Origin of the sequence: Sporosarcina sp. JAI121 (genome assembly GCF_013408665.1) — a bacterium.
GTDB lineage: Bacteria > Bacillota > Bacilli > Bacillales_A > Planococcaceae > Sporosarcina.
Window position 1 is genome coordinate 1763129 of sequence record NZ_JACCCL010000001.1, and the last position, 16660, is coordinate 1779788.

The following is a 16660-nucleotide window of genomic DNA, read 5'->3' on the forward strand; positions in this document are numbered from 1 at the left end:
CTTTTTTATAAACGTACTTGCCCGTTACCATGAATGACAAATTTTGTTGTCGTCAGCGCTTTTAATCCCATCGGACCTCTTGCATGCAGTTTTTGGGTACTGATTCCTATTTCTGCACCGTATCCGAATTCAAAACCATCCGTAAATCGGGTTGATGCATTATGATAAACTGCAGCAGCGTCAATATGGTTTAAAAAAATTGCGGCGTTCTGTTCATCATTTGTGATAATAGCTTCGGAATGCTTTGTTCCGTATTGGGTAATATGGGCGATTGCTTCGGTAAGATTTTTTACAAGTTTGATGCTGACCGTCAAGTCCAAGTATTCTGTCGACCAATCCCTTTCGGATGCAGTTTGTACATCTTTGCATTCGTTGACAAGTCTCTCATCCCCAAATATTTCTACGTCGCAGGCCTGCAGTTTCCCAATTAGCTCTCCCCCATGTTGTGTAAACCAATTTTCATGAATTAGGATTGTTTCAATTGCATTGCAGACAGATGGACGCTGAACTTTTGCATTAAGGGCGATGTTCCCAGCCATCTCTTGATCCGCGGTTTCGTCAATAAAAATATGGCAATTTCCAGCTCCCGTTTGAATGACGGGCACTGTCGCTTCTCTTATTACTGTATCAATCAATTTCTTACCGCCTCTTGGTATGAGAACATCCAAGTATTCATTCAGCTGGAAAAGTTCCCTAGCTGTTTCCCTGCTCGTATCTTCGATTAGCTGTATGGACGCTCCTGCGATTTCGCTTTTTTCGAGCGCAGCGTGAATTGATTTTATAAGTGCCTTATTCGAATGTTTGGCTGAGGAACTTCCTCTTAAAATGACAGCATTCCCCGTTTTAATTGCAAGCGTTGCCGCGTCAACCGTGACATTCGGTCTTGCTTCATAAATCATGCCAATGACGCCAATTGGCACCCGCTTGACTTCTATAAACAATCCGTTGTCCTTTTCGATGGTCTCCACTGTTTCCCCGATTGGATCTAGTAATGTAATGAGCTGACGGATGGCACTAGCCATGTCTTCAATCCTATTTTCCGTCAGAAGGATACGGTCAAGGGTGGCATCAGTAAATCCTTTTTCTTTTCCCTCATCTAAATCATGTTTGTTTTCCGCAAGGATACCTAATTTATCGGTTAGTAGTTGTTCGGCAATCAATTCCAGTGCCTCGTTTTTTTGGTCTGTTGTAATATTCACCAGCGAATAACTGGCTTCCTTGGTAATTTGTCCTTTTCTTTTCACTTCACTCATCTATAATTCCCCCTACTTATAGTTGTACCCAACGGTTACGATGAATTACTTCCACAGGCGATGGTAACAAGTCCTCGTCTCTACTCCAGTTCGGGTTTTCAATTCTCTTCCTCAATTCATCAGATGAATAACTGACCTCCCCTTTTCCTAAAACACCATTCAAGCCCAACACTTCAACGACGTCTCCCTTGACAAAAGTCCCTTTCACATTAAAAATGCCCGCTGGCAGTAAGCTCTTTCCATTATATAAAAGGGCTTCTTCAGCGCCTTGATCAACGTAAAGTTTTCCTGTCGATTCGGAATGAAGGACAATCCATTGCCTGCTTGTATTGATTTTCATTATGTCCGGATTGGATATATACGTTCCATCACCAGCACCCTGTAAAATTTTCAGCAGTTTGTTTTGTCCTTCACCTGTTCCGATAAAGATGGAAATGCCCAGTGCATTTGCAGTTTCTGCAGCTAATAGCTTTGACTTCATTCCGCCTGTTCCGATTTTGGAACCTGTATCGCCAGCTCCTTTCATCAGATCATCCGTAATCTGTTTTAAATGATCAAGACGTCTTGCAGAAGGATTTTTATGGGGATTCGAATCATACAGACCGTTAATATCAGTCAAAATAATGAGCTGGTCCGCGTGAAGAAGACCGCTGACAAGAGCCGAAAGCATATCATTATCTCCAAATGTCAATTCTTCAACAGAGACGGAATCATTTTCATTGATAATCGGTACAATTCCCCGCTCCAACAGCTCTGTCATCGTCTCAAATGCATTTCTGTAGCGTTCCCGGTTGGAAAAATCGTTGCGTGTCAGTAAAATCTGAGCCGGAACGATATTATGCGCGATGAATTTTTCGGTGTACGATTGCATCAATAATCCCTGACCTACTGCAGCGGCGGCTTGTTTTCCTTTGATGGTGACAGGTCTTGACGAGTAGCCTAACTTAGCGAACCCGGCGGCCACTGCACCCGAAGAGACGACAATGACATCATGCCCTTCTTTACGAAGTACAGAAAGAGCCGCGATATGATCGTTGAATTTTGTTTGATCGATTTCGCCTTTCCCATTCGTTAAAGAACTGCTTCCTATTTTCACAACGATTCGTTGTTTTTTCATCTGAAGACCCCCATCTTCCTTGTAGTTTTGAAAACAAAAAAGCCCTTTCATCCTGTTATTAAGGACGAAAGGGCTTGGCTTCCGCGGTACCACCATAATTGGATGCGTGCAAACACATCCCACTTATCCCCATAACGCCGGGGTTGGCGCCTATGTTTTGCATAGGACTACGAAGGCAGGTTCTGCGGTTTGCTGTGGCGGAATCTTCCAGCTGATAAATTCCGCTCTCTGTTCTAACAAGTGCTCGCATACTAGTCCTTCATCTGCGTTCAGTTTTCTAAGATTTCAAATAATCATACAACAAATACCTGAATTGTCAAGTGCATATCAATAAATAGCCTTACATATTTATTCAACTTGGTAGTGCATCTCTTCGACAGTGAACTTATCGATCGTCGCAAGATCCGGTTCGTATCCGATGCCAAATGCATTTGGAACGGTTATATAACCGTCTTCGGTGACCACTTCAGGGGTAATGACGTCTTCTTTCCAATAACGGGAGGAACCTGCCGTATCCCCCGGTAAAATGAAGTTCGGAAGCGTCGTGAGCGCTACGTTATGCGCACGGCCAATTCCCGATTCCAACATGCCGCCGCACCAAACAGGTATGCGATGTTCCATGCAATAATCATGAATTTTTTTCGCTTCTGTAAGACCGCCTACACGGCCAATTTTAATATTGATGATTTGCGTACTACCCAGTTCAATCGCTTTTCGCGTATCTTCAAGGGAGTGAATACTCTCATCCAGACAAATTGGTGTTTTTAGCTGTTTCTGCAATACCGCGTGATCGATGATGTCATCTGAAGCCAGTGGCTGCTCAATCATCGTCAAATTGAATTCGTCCAGCTGTTTGAGTAGTTCCACATCTTCAAGTGTATAGGCAGAATTCGCATCTGCCATAAGCGGGACTTGAGGGAAGTTTTTACGGAGTTCCCGAATTACCTCCACATCATAACCAGGCTTGATTTTGACTTTAATACGCTTATAGCCTTCCTTGATAAAACCGCTGACCGTTTCGACCAGATCAGCAACATTTTCTTGGATTCCAATACTAATACCAACCTCGATTTTGTCTCGCTCGCCGCCTAATGCTTGCGTCAACGTCATTTTATTGCGCTTCGCGTAAAGATCCCAAACTGCACCTTCTACTGTGGATTTCGCCATATTGTTTTTGCGAATTGCAGTAAACAATTCACTGATTTCATCGGGATGACCGATTTCTTTGCCCAAAACGATTGGTATTAAGAATTCTTCGATTATATGCAAGTTTGTTCCGAGTGTTTCTTCGCTGTACCAAGGTGATTCAAATGCGACGGATTCCCCCCACCCTGTATTTCCAAGCTCATCCTTCACTTCCAACAATAGAAAATCTTTGTCCTGGAATGTACCAAAACTTGTCGTGAAAGGCTTTTTCATTCTCATCTTCATAACGCGTATTGTAATTTCTTTTAGTATCATTTATACCCTCCTCTATTATCTTATCTTTAACGGAATCGTGTTTCTCTTCACCACTTGGTAATAATGAACGCCTTCTGTTGATTTACTGACACCTACTAATGCGTAACCCGCACTGAACAGTGTATTGAACACGGTTCTTATCTTCATGCGCCAATCTAGCGCCAGTTCAGGTTCACTTTGTTTGATCGACTTCATTTGCGCTGGTACAGGAATTTCGATGCCATCACAGTCAGTTGGTATCTCTCCTTTTTCCATGATGAATAGCGGATTGCCTTCTTTTGAGCACCCCACTTTGAATGGACGTTCATAACTGCTGATTTGCGGCACCCATTTTTCTTCAACACGTTGACTTGCTATCCACCATTCAATTTTAAAACGGTCGGACGGCAACCCTTTATTCAGTCCGTCGTTCATTTCCCCGTACCAATTATCCAAGTAGATACTGCAAATACCAAATAACTTGGAGGTGTTCAAATAGGCATTGCGTGTTTCAAGAGGGTCGAATGTCCAGGTGATTAAATCATAGCCCATTTCTATTGCGACAGTACGCTGTTCCTCTTTTAAAAACTTTCCGATTCCCATCAGCTGATAGTCCGGATGAACGCCGAGCATATGTGAACATAAATATGAACTCCCATTCTTGAAGCCCGGGAAACTGTAAGAAAAACCGATGAGTTCATCCTCAATAAATGCACCCAACATCAGCCCGCCATTTTTCACCGCCGTAAACGTCTGAGGAACAGGGGTCGGAGTTGTAGACCAGACTTGTTTTTCAAGAGTTTGAACAAGAGTCATGTCTTCGATGGTTATCAATTTGCGGATGGCTACTGTCATGAGATCAGTCCCCGCTTTCCAGCTTTTCGATTGTCTTAATGACGGTACGGACCAGGATTTCTATTCCCGTCAGTATACTATCTCGATTAAAAGTCATTTTGGGATGGTGCAAGCCCGGAGATAAATCACAGCCTAAGCCAAGCATCGTCGCTTTGACGGAAGGTCGTTTCAATGTATAGTAATGGAAGTCTTCTCCTCCTGGCGTAACGATTGGCGGTGCCAGGTATTGTTCGCCGACCGTTTCCGTAATTGCTGATGCCATTATTTCCACTGCGGTTTCATCAACTTCTGCAGCTACAGTTTCAGATGTAACAGTAGTATTGATGGTCACTTCCGATAGGTCCGCAACAGAACGGATTACCTTTTCTACACGCTCTAGCAATTTGTCCATGACTCTGTTTGTCTGTGAACGTAAATCCAAGCTGAACACGGCATTTCCGGGAATGATGTTTGCGGACTCGCCACCTGCTTGGAACATCGTTACTTTTGCGGAATGCGGAACCATCGGATCTATATGGATGGAGTGAATTGCCTGCACAAGAAGTGCCATTACCTCAATGGCATTCTGCCCAAGGTGCGGTCTTGCTCCGTGTGCTTCCGTTCCAATGATGGATCCATTCACCGTCTTACTAGAACCATGCATGATTGCGGGGGATGAATAACCATGTCCAATTTCCTGGATTGGCCGAAGATGAACACCATACAAATAATCAATATCATCAACAATACCTTTATCCAAAAATGCCAAAGCACCCGCCCCGATTTCTTCTGCCGGCTGGAATAACACTTTCAATCGGCCGGATTTCGGATACCCAAGTTTTTTCAAGACGAGCAATGCGCCAACCGCTATTGTCATATGTGCATCATGCCCGCAGGAATGATTCGCCTGATAGACCCCATCCACTTCCTGCCATAACGCATCGATATCTGTGCGTAGTCCTACACAATAATCTCCGGTCCCTTCGGTGACAACTAGACCCGTAGAATCCTCGAAAGTTTCCACATGAAAACCTTCATCTTTCAGCAATTGTTGTAAATATTCCGTCGTCCCAAATTCCTGCAAACTGATTTCGGGATGTGTATGTAAATGTTGAAATATGTCTTCCACAATCGGCTTTATCTCCTGTAGCAGTTGTTTCATTTTCAATCTGTCCCTTCTCCACTAAAAATTTGTTTGGCTTATTTTAAAATTGTTACGAATTTCAAAATTCTACATCCCCTGGATTGAAACCGTTAATCATGGCTATTTGTGTAAAGGGCGTGTTCTTTAATGTAACGATAACAAGAATCGGGTAGAAGATAACGAGGTTCTCCGTTCATAGAAAACTCCTCCCGAATGTAGGTAGAGCTAATTTCCATAGATAAGCCTTTATCGAGCAAATGAAAAGTCTGTCCATCGTCATTATTTCTTAAAATGGCTGATTTACTGATCGCCTCCAGCATATTAATGCCTTCACGGGCCATAACGATAAATTTATTTTCTTTGATGAGAGAATCAGATTGTCCCCATTTGCCGGCGCCGATATCTACCAATAAATCTGCTCCCATAATGAAGTAGATTTCATCATCTTTATAAAATCCCTTGAAATGCTTAAGCGTTTCATAAGTCGTAAGTTTCCAACCTTCCTGCTTCAATTCATAATCGTCGGCTATGAATTTATCATTGTCTTGAATTGCCAGTTCGATCATATTCCAACGATGTTTGTCATCTGTTTTCATTTCTTTATCTTTTCGTTTCTGTGAAGAAGGCAGGAAAATGATTTTATCCAAGTTGCAACGGTGTGCAATTGTACTCGCTGTCCATAAGTGAACATTCGTGATTGGATCGAAAGAAGACCCATAAATTCCCATTCTAGCCAAATCGGTTCGCCTCCCCTAATTTTAAGTAACTTCCATTAGTTAATGACTTCTGCACCTAACGTATTTTTAAAATGGGCAAGTGCCCAGTCATGTCCCGCTTGATTGAAGCTCGCAACTCCCTGTTCGTGAATAACGATTTTAAACCCTTTGTTGTAAGCATCTACTGCTGTATGAAGAATACAGATATCCGTACAAACCCCTACAAGATGAAGTTCTTGTATACCGCGTTCGCGCAATTTAATCTCAAGGTCTGTTCCTGCAAATGCTGAAAATCGTGTTTTGTCCGACCATAAAACGTTGTCTTTTTCTATGTTTGCTTGATAGAGGTTATTTAAATCATTGTATAATTCACGGCCCATTGTATTTTCGATATTGTGCGGTGGAAATTGTTTAGATTCCGGATGATACGTGTCGTCTTCTTTATGCAAATCGATGGAGAAAACCACCAAGTCTTTATTCTCAATGAATGTTTTAGTTACGTTACAAATATAAGGCAATAATTTCTGCCCCGGTTCCCCGCATGTTAATTTACTTTCAGGCGCAACAAAATCGTATGTGTAATCAATGTTGAGCAGTGCTTTCTTCATAGTAAAACCTCCCGTAAAAAATTTTAGTACCTTGCTGTGTAGATTGGTTTTACAACATCTACATCTATAAATTCATAGAGCTGTGCGGGTGATTTTGAAGTTCTTTGTGTTTTACTGCCCGCAACAGCCTGGATGAACGGCAACGTTTTTATCTTCCTGGCAAAACTTTGATCGCTCGAAATTGAAGAATCCTTTGTTACGGTCAGTAAAAGAGCTTGGAGTTCTGAGTAGGTGAAGTGTTTCGGTAAAAAGTTCTGCGCGACAGTTGTTTGAAGTAAGTCATTTGTAATTTTGTGAATAGCGTCTTTTATAATATCGCGGTGATCGAAAGCTAAATCCAGTTTCAGTACTTCGTCTATTGAAAACAAAGCAACCTCTGCTGCGTCATCGCTAGCGTTTCGTTTCGATAAAGTGTGTTCTGGAACAATAGCATAATGTGCATTCGTTATAATCCAACCCCGCGGATCCCTGCCCGGCTTGTCGTACACGCTGAAGTGCTTGATATGAAGACCCTTCACACCAGTTTCTTCTACCAGTTCCCTTTCTGCAGCTTCATAACCAGACTCATCATCTTGAACGAATCCCCCTGGCAAAGCCCATTTACCTGATTCAATGTTTGTTTGTCCTTCCGCGTTCATCAAAGCCCGTTTAATGAGCATAAGTTTCAATGTCATTTTCGGAGGTGTGAACTCAGCTAGTTGGTGGGAAGTAATGGTGAATACTGCAATGTCTGAAGTATATCCGTCGGGTGTGCGAAATAGGTTGCTATCGTATTGGTTTAGTGCTTCTTGGTTTGACACGTGGTGGAGCCCCCTCAACAATTAATGCCCTTCAAACTTAACAACTTGTTAATCATTTACCACATCATATGCTCAATTATCACAAAAGTCAACTAGTTGGTTAAAGTTATACAACAACTCCATTGAACATGATTCACCCGAGATATATGGTGAATTAGCTGGGTGGGAAGGTTGTATGCTGAATGACAAAGAAAAGACCCTCCATCATACGCGGACGAAGTGTCTTTTTCTCTTACCTTATGCTCTTTCCAACATCCTTTCAAGTGCACCGATAGCATACTGTGACGTTTCTGCATCGACTTCAATCACATTTACTTCCTCTCCATTGACAATGCTTTCCAAACTCCACAGCAGATGCGGAAGATCGATACGATTCATTGTTAAACATGGACACATTCGCGGATTGAGCGAAATGATGTGTTTGTCTGGATGTTTGCGGATTAGACGATTGACTAGATTCATTTCTGTCCCAATCGCCCATTTACTTCCCGGTAACGCGTTCTCGATTGCGTCGATAATATATTTCGTTGAACCATTATCATCTGCAAGAGCGACAATCTCACGTGAACATTCTGGGTGAACAATGATGCGCATATCAGAATTATTCGTGCGGACCTCTTCGATATTTTTAACAGTGAAGTTTTCATGGACGGAACAATGCCCTTTCCATAAAATCACTTTAACGTCTTCAAAATTCCCATCATACTCGAGTTTGTCATGAATCGGATCCCATACAGCCATCTGCTCAAGTGAAACCCCGATATCATAGGCTGTATTTCTGCCCAAATGCTGATCCGGTAAAAACAAAATGCGCTCCTTTTGTGTAAACGCCCATTTCACCATCTTATGTGCGTTGGAGGACGTTACAGTTGCACCGCCGTTTTTACCAACGAAAGCTTTAATGGCTGCTGTCGAGTTGACATATGTCAATGGTACAATAGTTTCTCCGAACATTTTTTCTAACGCTGTCCACGCGCGGTCTGTCTGAAATATGTCGGCCATATCGGCCATTGAGCAACCTGCACGCATGTCGGGTAAGTATACTTTCTGATGCTCACTTGTTAAAATATCGGCTGTTTCTGCCATAAAATGAACACCGCAAAATACGATATGCTCCGCTTGTTCATTATCCGCACAGAGCTGTGCAAGTTGAAGTGAATCGCCAGATATATCGGCAAACCGAATCACTTCATCTTTTTGGTAATGATGCCCCGGAATAAATAGCTTATCGCCAAGTTTCTTTTTAATTTCAAGAATACGTGTTTCCATTTGTTCACGTTTCAAATTTCGATAAGTTTCGGGTAAAGTACCACTCTTTTTTTCCTCAAAGTACTGCAAAAACGACATGTCCAATCCCTCCATTAATGAGCATTTATAGATACATTTGCGCTAATATCTAACGCTTTAACTGAATGTGTTAGATAGCCTAATGAAATATAATCCACACCCGATTCCGCATAAGCATTGATGGTTTCATCCGTAATCATCCCGGACGCTTCTGTAATGATTGATTCCGGAACTGACTTTCTCCATTCCTTAATTATTTCGGGCGTACAATTATCAAACATAATAATATCCACTTTTGCATCTACGGCTTCCTGCAATTGCTCGAATGATTCAATTTCCACTTCGATTTTCACGGTATGTCCGAGTGCAACCCTAACTGTTTCAACTGCTTTTGTAATAGACCCAGCGAATGCGAGATGATTGTCTTTCAACATAACTGCATCGAATAGTCCATTACGGTGATTAAACCCACCACCGGTGCGCACAGCATATTTATCAAGCATACGTAAACCGGGAACTGTTTTCCGTGTGTCGACTACTTTTGTACCTGTACCGCTGATTTTCTTCATAACCCGATTTGTTTCCGTTGCAATAGCGCTCATCCGCTGAATCAGGTTTAAAATAACCCTCTCACTTTTCAACAAACTACTGACTGGTCCTGATGCTGTTGCAATAACGGTTCCTTCTCCAATCGGATCTCCATCTTTCACATGACAAATGACTGTTGAAGCAGGATCAACAACTTTCAGTCCATATTCAATGACTTTGCTTCCACAAAAAATACCACCCATTTTTGCTATGATAGTCAATTCGCCCATTTGGGTCTCTGAAAATAATAAATCACTGGATAGATCACCGTCACCGATGTCTTCTATATAGAAATGTTCAAGCATAGATTTCAACTTGATTGTGTTCATGTTTCCGCTCCCTCATTTCGATTCCTATTTTCGATTGAACAATATGGAGTTTTGCCCATTGTTCGTCTTCATCGGGATAATCTACCCGGTTATGTGCGCCCCTGCTTTCCGTTCGCAGCAATGCCCCTGTCGTGATCAATTTCGCAACTTGTAGCATGAACAGTCGCTGGATTTGTGCAATGCTCCTGTCATCAAGGTGCAGGTCTGCTAAGCACGGCTGCTCAAAGCGATCCAGCCAATTAGCCAACTGCTGTAGTTCCGTTTTTGTTCTAATGATGCCTGCTTTAGCCATCATTTCCTCACGTAGATCGTCTATTTCAGGCAATGTTACATAAATTGAAGGTTGCCTGGTAGTCAAATCTCTATGTACCGGTTGTTTCCGATTCATTTTTGACAGTCCATTCAAATACGCAGCTAATTTTTCTCCGTAATGAAGCGCTTCTAATAAGGAGTTGCTAGCGAGACGATTAGCACCGTGAACGCCCGTAGAAGCTGTTTCTCCTATGGCATATAACCCTTCAACTGACGTTTTCCCGATTGAATCTACGGCAATCCCACCCATAAGGAAATGACAACCTGTTGCGACAGGGAGTTTCCCATTTTCTAATGAAACACCGTTTGCCTGACACAATGTTGTAATTGTTGGGAATTTGTGCTCAAATCGACTAATCATACTAATATCCAAATAGACATCTCTTCCTACAACCCGTCGTTGAAACATTTCCTTCGCTACTATATGTCGCGGTGCAAGATCTTCCTGTGGATGTATCCCTTTCATAATCAAAGACCCGTATTCATTTACGAGTTTCGCCCCTTCGCCGCGAACCGCTTCCGATATCAATCCCTCAGTTTTCCCGTTGATATACAACAATGTCGGGTGGAATTGGATGAATTCCATATCCTTTACTTCTGCCCCTGCGCGGTAGGCAAGTGCAATTCCATCTCCAGTGACAGTAGGATCATTCGAGGTAAATGAATATAATCCGCCTATTCCGCCTGTTGCCAGTACGATATGGTCGCCGTAATAGGTTTCATTATGCCCAAACTGGTCTTTCGCTTTGACACCGATACATGACTTCGTTAAAGGATGAATAATCAATTCATACACGAAACGATTTTCTATTATTTCAACATTTTCTTCAAGTGAGGCGATAAGATTCTCTACGACATGTTTACCAGTCGCATCTCCTCCACAATGAACAATCCGGTTTAGGCTATGTGCGCCTTCCAATCCAAGGGAAAGCTGTCCAATTGAATCTGTATCGAACTGAACTCCTTTTCTAATCAAAGATTGAATTAGTGAAGAACCGTTTTCGACAAGTTCCTGTACTTCTGCTTCGTTATGGAAATGACAGCCTGCCACAATTGTATCTGTGTAATGGGAAACCGATGTATCCTCACTCCCTATCGCTGCGGAAATTCCTCCTTGAGCACGATAAGAATTACTGGAACGTTTCATAGATTTTGTGATAATGAGTATTCGAGAGTCGTTTTTCATTTCATTAGCCAACTGCAGCGCGGAAATTCCGTTTCCTACAATAATGCAATTGTATAAGCTCACCCTTATCCCCCCAACAACGATATGTGTCTTGACATCTATCTTTACATATTAAACGAACTATGACAAGATGAATTTATTAGTTAATTGGAGGAATCTATCATGCATTATTTCGACTATGCAGCCACCACACCGTTGCATCCGGATGCAGCATACGTCTACGGGAAACTTTCACAGGAATGTTACGGAAATACAAATAGCTTGCATGAAATTGGCGGAGAAGCGCAAAACTTGCTGACATTATGCCGCAAAGAAATCGCAGAACTGTTAGGAGTGAATGCAGCCGGTATCTATTTCACTTCAGGCGGTACAGAGAGCAATGTACTTTCAATCATCTCGCTAGCTAAGGCAAATCGGCATAACGGCACCCATATCGTCATATCAGCGGGTGAGCATCCTTCTGTAGATTCTGCACTGGAATATTTGAAAGAGGATGGATTTACAGTATCAGTTGTTCCATTTGATGATAACGGCCGAGTCAATCTTGATTTATTCAAAAAAACACTTCAAAACGATACGATATTGGTCAGCGTCCAGCATATCAATCCTGAAATAGGTACAATTCAACCTCTTGAACAGATTGCCGAATTAATTGACGGTCGCACTACCCTTCTCCATAGTGACTGCGTTCAATCATTCGGTAAGTTGGATATTAGACCAATCGCAAAAATTGTTGACAGCTTAACAGTTTCCAGCCACAAAGTGTATGGTCCAAAAGGTGTCGGTGCAGTTTACATCAATCCGCGGCAACGAATTGCTTCTGTCTTTCCAGGAGTTGTTCATGAATCGGGATTCAGGGGCGGTACCGTTAATGTTCCGGGAATAGCTGCATTTGTAACTTCCGCCAAACGGTGCTCGAGAAATGCCTATGAAGTTGAAAAATACGCCTATTTCCGGGTGCTTTTGCTGAATGAATTAAAAAAATATCCAGAGATATTTACAATCTATGAATCAAAAAATACTACCTATCAACTTCCTCAAATTATTGGACTGGGTGTGAGAAATTTAGAAGGACAACTTATGATGCTTGAGCTAAATCGGCTCGGTTTTGCGGTATCTACCGGAAGTGCATGCCAAATTGGTCAACAGCATGCTTCAAAAGCAATGATGGCCTTGAGGGTTGATCCACAAAAGGCAAAGGAATTTTTCCGGATTTCTATAGGGGCCAGCACAACCGCTGAAACAGTATCGGAGTTGACTAGCTCACTTTTCAAAGTTGTGGAACAATTCAATGGGAAATATTTCGCTCCTGATATATGGTAATATAGCTTTGTGGGGAGGTAATACGATGAATGAGAAAGAGAAGCTACTAGGAGACGACCGACGACAACTTATCCTTGAAACCTTACAAACATCCGATAAACCCATATCAGGGAGAACGTTCGGAGAAATGACAAACGTCAGTAGGCAAGTGATTGTCGGAGATATAACATTACTGAAAGCAAAGAACGAACCTATTATCGCAACAAGCCAGGGTTACATATATATGCATGCACAAACGGAACCTGGAAGAATTGAAAAAACAATTGTTTGCAGACATACGCCAGAACAAACACTGGATGAACTGAATATGCTTGTTGATAACGGTGTTACTGTCAAGGATGTCAAAATCGAGCATCCTGTGTATGGCGATTTGAGTGCCTCAATAATGGTATCAAATCGAAATGAAGTGAAGGAATTCATCAAACGCATCAGAGAATCCGACGCCGTTTACTTATCAAAGTTGACGGAAGACGGCATCCATCTTCACACGATTCTTGCGGAGAATGAAGAGCAAATAAAAAATGCTGAAGAAGCATTAAAAAAAGCGGATATCCTCGTCGAATGACGTGATATCCGCTTTTCCACTATTTGTTAACTACTTCGCCTTCTCTTCTAAAGAAGCCGAAAATCCCGACTGTTTGAACAATGTTTGTAAAGGCATTTGGGTCAACCTCTTTAATTATCGTTTCCAGATCATACAGTTCATAGCGCGTGATGACTAGATACATCATGTTTTTATCTTCCTTACTATACGCCCCTTTAGCTGGGATGATTGTTATACCACGCACCATTTTTCGATGGATGGCATGTTGCAATTCTTCCGCTTTGACTGTAACAATCATGGCAGTCACTTTTTCATGACGCGTATGGATAGTATCGATAACCGCTGTCGTAACATAAAGTGCTAACATGGTATATAAAGCATTTTCTGGTTCATACAAAATACCTGCCATAACAATAATAAGACCGTTTAGAAGTAAAAAGTAAGTTCCAATCGGTTTATCTTGCAAGCGTGATAAGACCATGGCGACGATATCCATCCCGCCAGTTGATGCGCCTAGCTTCAAAGATAATCCGACACCGACACCGCCTATTACGCCCCCGACCACTGCATTCAAAATAATATCTTCAGAAACAGAAATTACAGGCAAAAGTTCTAAAAATAGAGTTGCAAAAATAACTGAAACAATACTATAGATAGTAAATCCTTTTCCTACTTTAAACCATCCTAAAATAAAAACAGGAATATTGAATACTAACAATAGTACTCCTGTACTGATAGTAAAACCTAGGTAATCTTCGAACAAACTGGAGGTCAACTGTGCGGCTCCAGTGAATCCGCTCGCATATACATTTGCGCTAATTAAAAAGAAGTTAAGCGATATCGCGAGTAATAAAGAACTAAAAATAACAACCAAAATACGCTTTGCTTCAATAAAAAACATAGAAACCTCCAGCATGCAATTTTTTAAGAACTCTTTTCAACCAAGTGACAACGATATCATTAATAAATGGAAATAGCTCTTTTTCCCATTATTTTCTTCACTTATTTTTTAAAAACTATATAGGTTTAAATTGGAAACTTCATTGAATCCGCTACTGCGCTTAGTTTCATTTAGTTCTTCATTTATTTAACATAAATACCTTGTCTTCTGAAATATGCAGAGGATAACTATATCTTACCCTTTATAGTAAAATCCAAGCCATAACCGGTCCTACAATCGAACCGATCAGTGCGGATAGCGTCATAGCGATTGAGCTATAAGAAGCTTCCTCTTCGCCGTATTCGATTGCTTTCGAAGTACCTAGCGCGTGAGCCGCAGCCCCCAACCCAATTCCCCGGCCGATTGTTGTATCGATGCGGAGCCATTTCATGAACATCGGACCGATAATTATGCCCGTAAAGCCGGCAATCATGACAAACGCAATGGTTAATGAAGTAATTCCGCCCAATGATGCTGAAATTTGTATAGCTATAGGCGTAGTAATCGATTTTGGCAATATTGAATAGATGATTTCTTCTGAGAATCCAACTAAATTCGTGAAAAGTATTCCGCTAGTCATTCCGACAAAAACGCCCAACACAACACCGACTAGAATCGCTAGCATATTTTGTTTTATTAGTTCTCTCTGTTTATATAGCGGAATAGCTAATGCTACAATGGCGGGTCCCAAGAAAAGATCCACCCATTTTCCGCCCAGCATATATGTTTCATAGGGAACTTTGAAAACGACTAAAACGAGAATAATTCCAACAGTCGTGGTCAATATGGGAAGTAGGAATGCTTTACGGTATTTAAAATGCATGAAATTCATCACTAAATAAGTGGCGATTGTCACCATGAAAAAAAGGATTGATACCATTAGTATTCTCATAGAAGTTCTGCCTCCTTTTCAGCAGACTTCCGAGAAAAGAATTGGCTTACTGTACTCGAAATCCACATCGTCAGCAAAGTACTGATCATCGTAATTGGAATCAGCCAAAAGCCTGTACCTGCAAAAACATGCCAATAATTCATGACCCCAACAGTCGCCGGGATAAAATATAACGGTAAGTAGGCCAATAGGAAGTAAGCGCCCGATTCAATCCATTCGAGGCGATATATTTTCAATGATAGTGCCGCAAGTAACAATAATAGTCCAATAATACTCCCCGAAAGAGGTACATTAAGTAAATCTTGGAGCCAATTACCGATAAAGACAAAACCATATAAAACAAGAACTTGCAGAACTATTTTTATGTATTTCATAGATAACTATATACCTCCTTTCGTATCAGTATAAAGATATGAAGGTTGAATATCAAAGGTATAATTGAAACTATGCAAGACCACTATTTTCATATAAAACCCCGAATCCCGGATCTGGTTCACAGTATCCTAGTTTCGGGGTTTTCATGCAGGAAAATTATTCGACTTCTTCAGCTTTTTCTTTTCTCGGCAGCAATTCGGGTGTCGAGTCAAGCTGATTCAAAAATGATCTCGATTTCAATCGAAGACCTACTTGCTCATCGTAAATTGTACGAACCAGCTTTTTCATGAATTCCTTTGTCGTCTTCTTCAAGGTCAGATTGCCGACACGATTGATAGGGACAGTATAGAAAGTCCGGATCAGCTTCAATTGACTCGGTGAGATACGTATCGCGTACTTATCCACATGAAAACAACGATGGCAAATGAAACCGATTTGCATGAAGGAAAAAGCAAATTCGCCTTCCGTAGCACCGCAATTCGCACATTGATGGAGAGTTGGATGGATGCCAGCAACAGGCAACATTTTCCACTCAACGAACAGGGCGATCGCTTCGGGGTCATATTGCTCGTTGATAGCATGAAGCGCGTCATGCAATAATCCATATACGCCGGAAATGAGTTCTCTATCCTCGGTCAGTTTATCAACTAGTTCGACGACATAACTCGCATATGCTGTTGCTTCCAAATCTTCACGGATATGTCGCATCGAGTCGATTGGTTCACCTTGTTCAAGTGTTCCCATTCCTTTGCCGGTTCGGATCATAAAAGAACCGTGTGTGAATGGCTGCGTCACAGCTGCTAATCGGCTAGCCGGTTTCTTCGCTCCGCGGGCCATTGCGGTCATTTTACCGCCCTCACGTGTAAATAGCGTAACGATTTTGTTGGACTCGCCATACGGAATGCCTCTCAGAATGATTCCTTCCCATTTATTCAGCGAAGCAACCACCTCGATTCTTTCGTCTAGTTCCCT

At 41.8% G+C, this 16660-nt stretch carries 17 protein-coding genes; 2 read left to right on the forward strand and 15 right to left on the reverse strand.

The genetic code is table 11. From position 1 onward, the window contains the following. Positions 1–5: 5 nt before the first annotated feature. The 11 genes from HDC33_RS08260 to nadB all read right to left on the reverse strand — a co-directional run bounded on the left by HDC33_RS08260 (position 6) and on the right by nadB (position 11677). Positions 6–1253 (reverse strand): glutamate-5-semialdehyde dehydrogenase, encoded by a 1248-nt coding sequence (locus HDC33_RS08260; protein WP_179391979.1) that lies wholly within the window; start codon positions 1251–1253, stop codon positions 6–8. Positions 1254–1269: 16 nt separating this feature from the next. Continuing rightward, a complete protein-coding gene (gene proB / locus HDC33_RS08265; protein ID WP_179391980.1) occupies positions 1270–2370 on the reverse strand; it encodes a glutamate 5-kinase in 1101 nt (366 codons plus the stop codon). A 348-nt stretch (positions 2371–2718) separates the two neighbouring features. Beyond that, entirely contained in the window at positions 2719–3831 is a 1113-nt protein-coding gene (gene menC, locus HDC33_RS08270; RefSeq protein ID WP_179391981.1) for an o-succinylbenzoate synthase, read from the reverse strand. A gap of 15 nt (positions 3832–3846) precedes the next feature. Further along, the gene (locus tag HDC33_RS08275; protein WP_179391982.1) at positions 3847–4665 is read right to left on the reverse strand and encodes a GNAT family N-acetyltransferase; all 819 of its coding nucleotides are present in this window, start codon (positions 4663–4665) and stop codon (positions 3847–3849) included. A 4-nt stretch (positions 4666–4669) separates the two neighbouring features. Further along, positions 4670–5806, reverse strand: a complete 1137-nt coding sequence (locus HDC33_RS08280; RefSeq protein WP_179392689.1) for a M20 peptidase aminoacylase family protein — start codon at positions 5804–5806, stop codon at positions 4670–4672. A 92-nt stretch (positions 5807–5898) separates the two neighbouring features. After that, a complete protein-coding gene (gene nadD / locus HDC33_RS08285) occupies positions 5899–6525 on the reverse strand; it encodes a nicotinate (nicotinamide) nucleotide adenylyltransferase (protein ID WP_179391983.1) in 627 nt (208 codons plus the stop codon). A 35-nt stretch (positions 6526–6560) separates the two neighbouring features. Beyond that, positions 6561–7112, reverse strand: a complete 552-nt coding sequence (locus HDC33_RS08290; RefSeq protein ID WP_179391984.1) for a cysteine hydrolase family protein — start codon at positions 7110–7112, stop codon at positions 6561–6563. Positions 7113–7135: 23 nt separating this feature from the next. After that, positions 7136–7912: an NUDIX domain-containing protein gene (locus tag HDC33_RS08295; protein WP_179391985.1), complete on the reverse strand. Its 777-nt coding sequence runs from the start codon at positions 7910–7912 to the stop codon at positions 7136–7138. Positions 7913–8149: 237 nt separating this feature from the next. Further along, entirely contained in the window at positions 8150–9259 is a 1110-nt protein-coding gene (gene nadA / locus HDC33_RS08300; protein WP_179391986.1) for a quinolinate synthase NadA, read from the reverse strand. 14 nt (positions 9260–9273) lie between these two features. After that, positions 9274–10116, reverse strand: coding sequence for a carboxylating nicotinate-nucleotide diphosphorylase (gene nadC, locus HDC33_RS08305; protein ID WP_179391987.1), 843 nt, complete (start codon positions 10114–10116; stop codon positions 9274–9276). Next, positions 10085–11677 carry an L-aspartate oxidase gene (nadB, locus tag HDC33_RS08310; protein WP_179391988.1) on the reverse strand — a complete coding sequence of 531 codons (1593 nt, stop codon included), beginning with the start codon at positions 11675–11677 and terminating at the stop codon, positions 10085–10087. The genes nadC and nadB overlap by 32 nt, the downstream gene beginning before the upstream one ends. A 99-nt stretch (positions 11678–11776) precedes the next feature. Between nadB and HDC33_RS08315 the strand changes: the two genes are divergently transcribed. Together HDC33_RS08315 and HDC33_RS08320 are read left to right on the forward strand one after the other, a co-directional pair. Beyond that, positions 11777–12937 (forward strand): IscS subfamily cysteine desulfurase, encoded by a 1161-nt coding sequence (locus HDC33_RS08315; RefSeq protein ID WP_179391989.1) that lies wholly within the window; start codon positions 11777–11779, stop codon positions 12935–12937. A 25-nt stretch (positions 12938–12962) separates the two neighbouring features. Continuing rightward, positions 12963–13502 (forward strand): transcription repressor NadR, encoded by a 540-nt coding sequence (locus HDC33_RS08320; RefSeq protein ID WP_179391990.1) that lies wholly within the window; start codon positions 12963–12965, stop codon positions 13500–13502. Between the two features lie 19 nt (positions 13503–13521). On the opposite strand, the gene HDC33_RS08325 is transcribed toward HDC33_RS08320, so the two are convergent. From HDC33_RS08325 to recO, 4 genes are all read right to left on the reverse strand, one after another. Next, a complete protein-coding gene (locus HDC33_RS08325; RefSeq protein ID WP_179391991.1) occupies positions 13522–14382 on the reverse strand; it encodes a YitT family protein in 861 nt (286 codons plus the stop codon). A 241-nt stretch (positions 14383–14623) separates the two neighbouring features. Further along, positions 14624–15313, reverse strand: coding sequence for an LrgB family protein (locus HDC33_RS08330; protein ID WP_179391992.1), 690 nt, complete (start codon positions 15311–15313; stop codon positions 14624–14626). Beyond that, positions 15310–15687, reverse strand: coding sequence for a CidA/LrgA family protein (locus HDC33_RS08335; RefSeq protein WP_179391993.1), 378 nt, complete (start codon positions 15685–15687; stop codon positions 15310–15312). The genes HDC33_RS08330 and HDC33_RS08335 overlap by 4 nt, the downstream gene beginning before the upstream one ends. A 157-nt stretch (positions 15688–15844) precedes the next feature. Beyond that, entirely contained in the window at positions 15845–16636 is a 792-nt protein-coding gene (gene recO, locus HDC33_RS08340) for a DNA repair protein RecO (RefSeq protein WP_370457425.1), read from the reverse strand. Between the last annotated feature and the right edge of the window lie 24 nt (positions 16637–16660).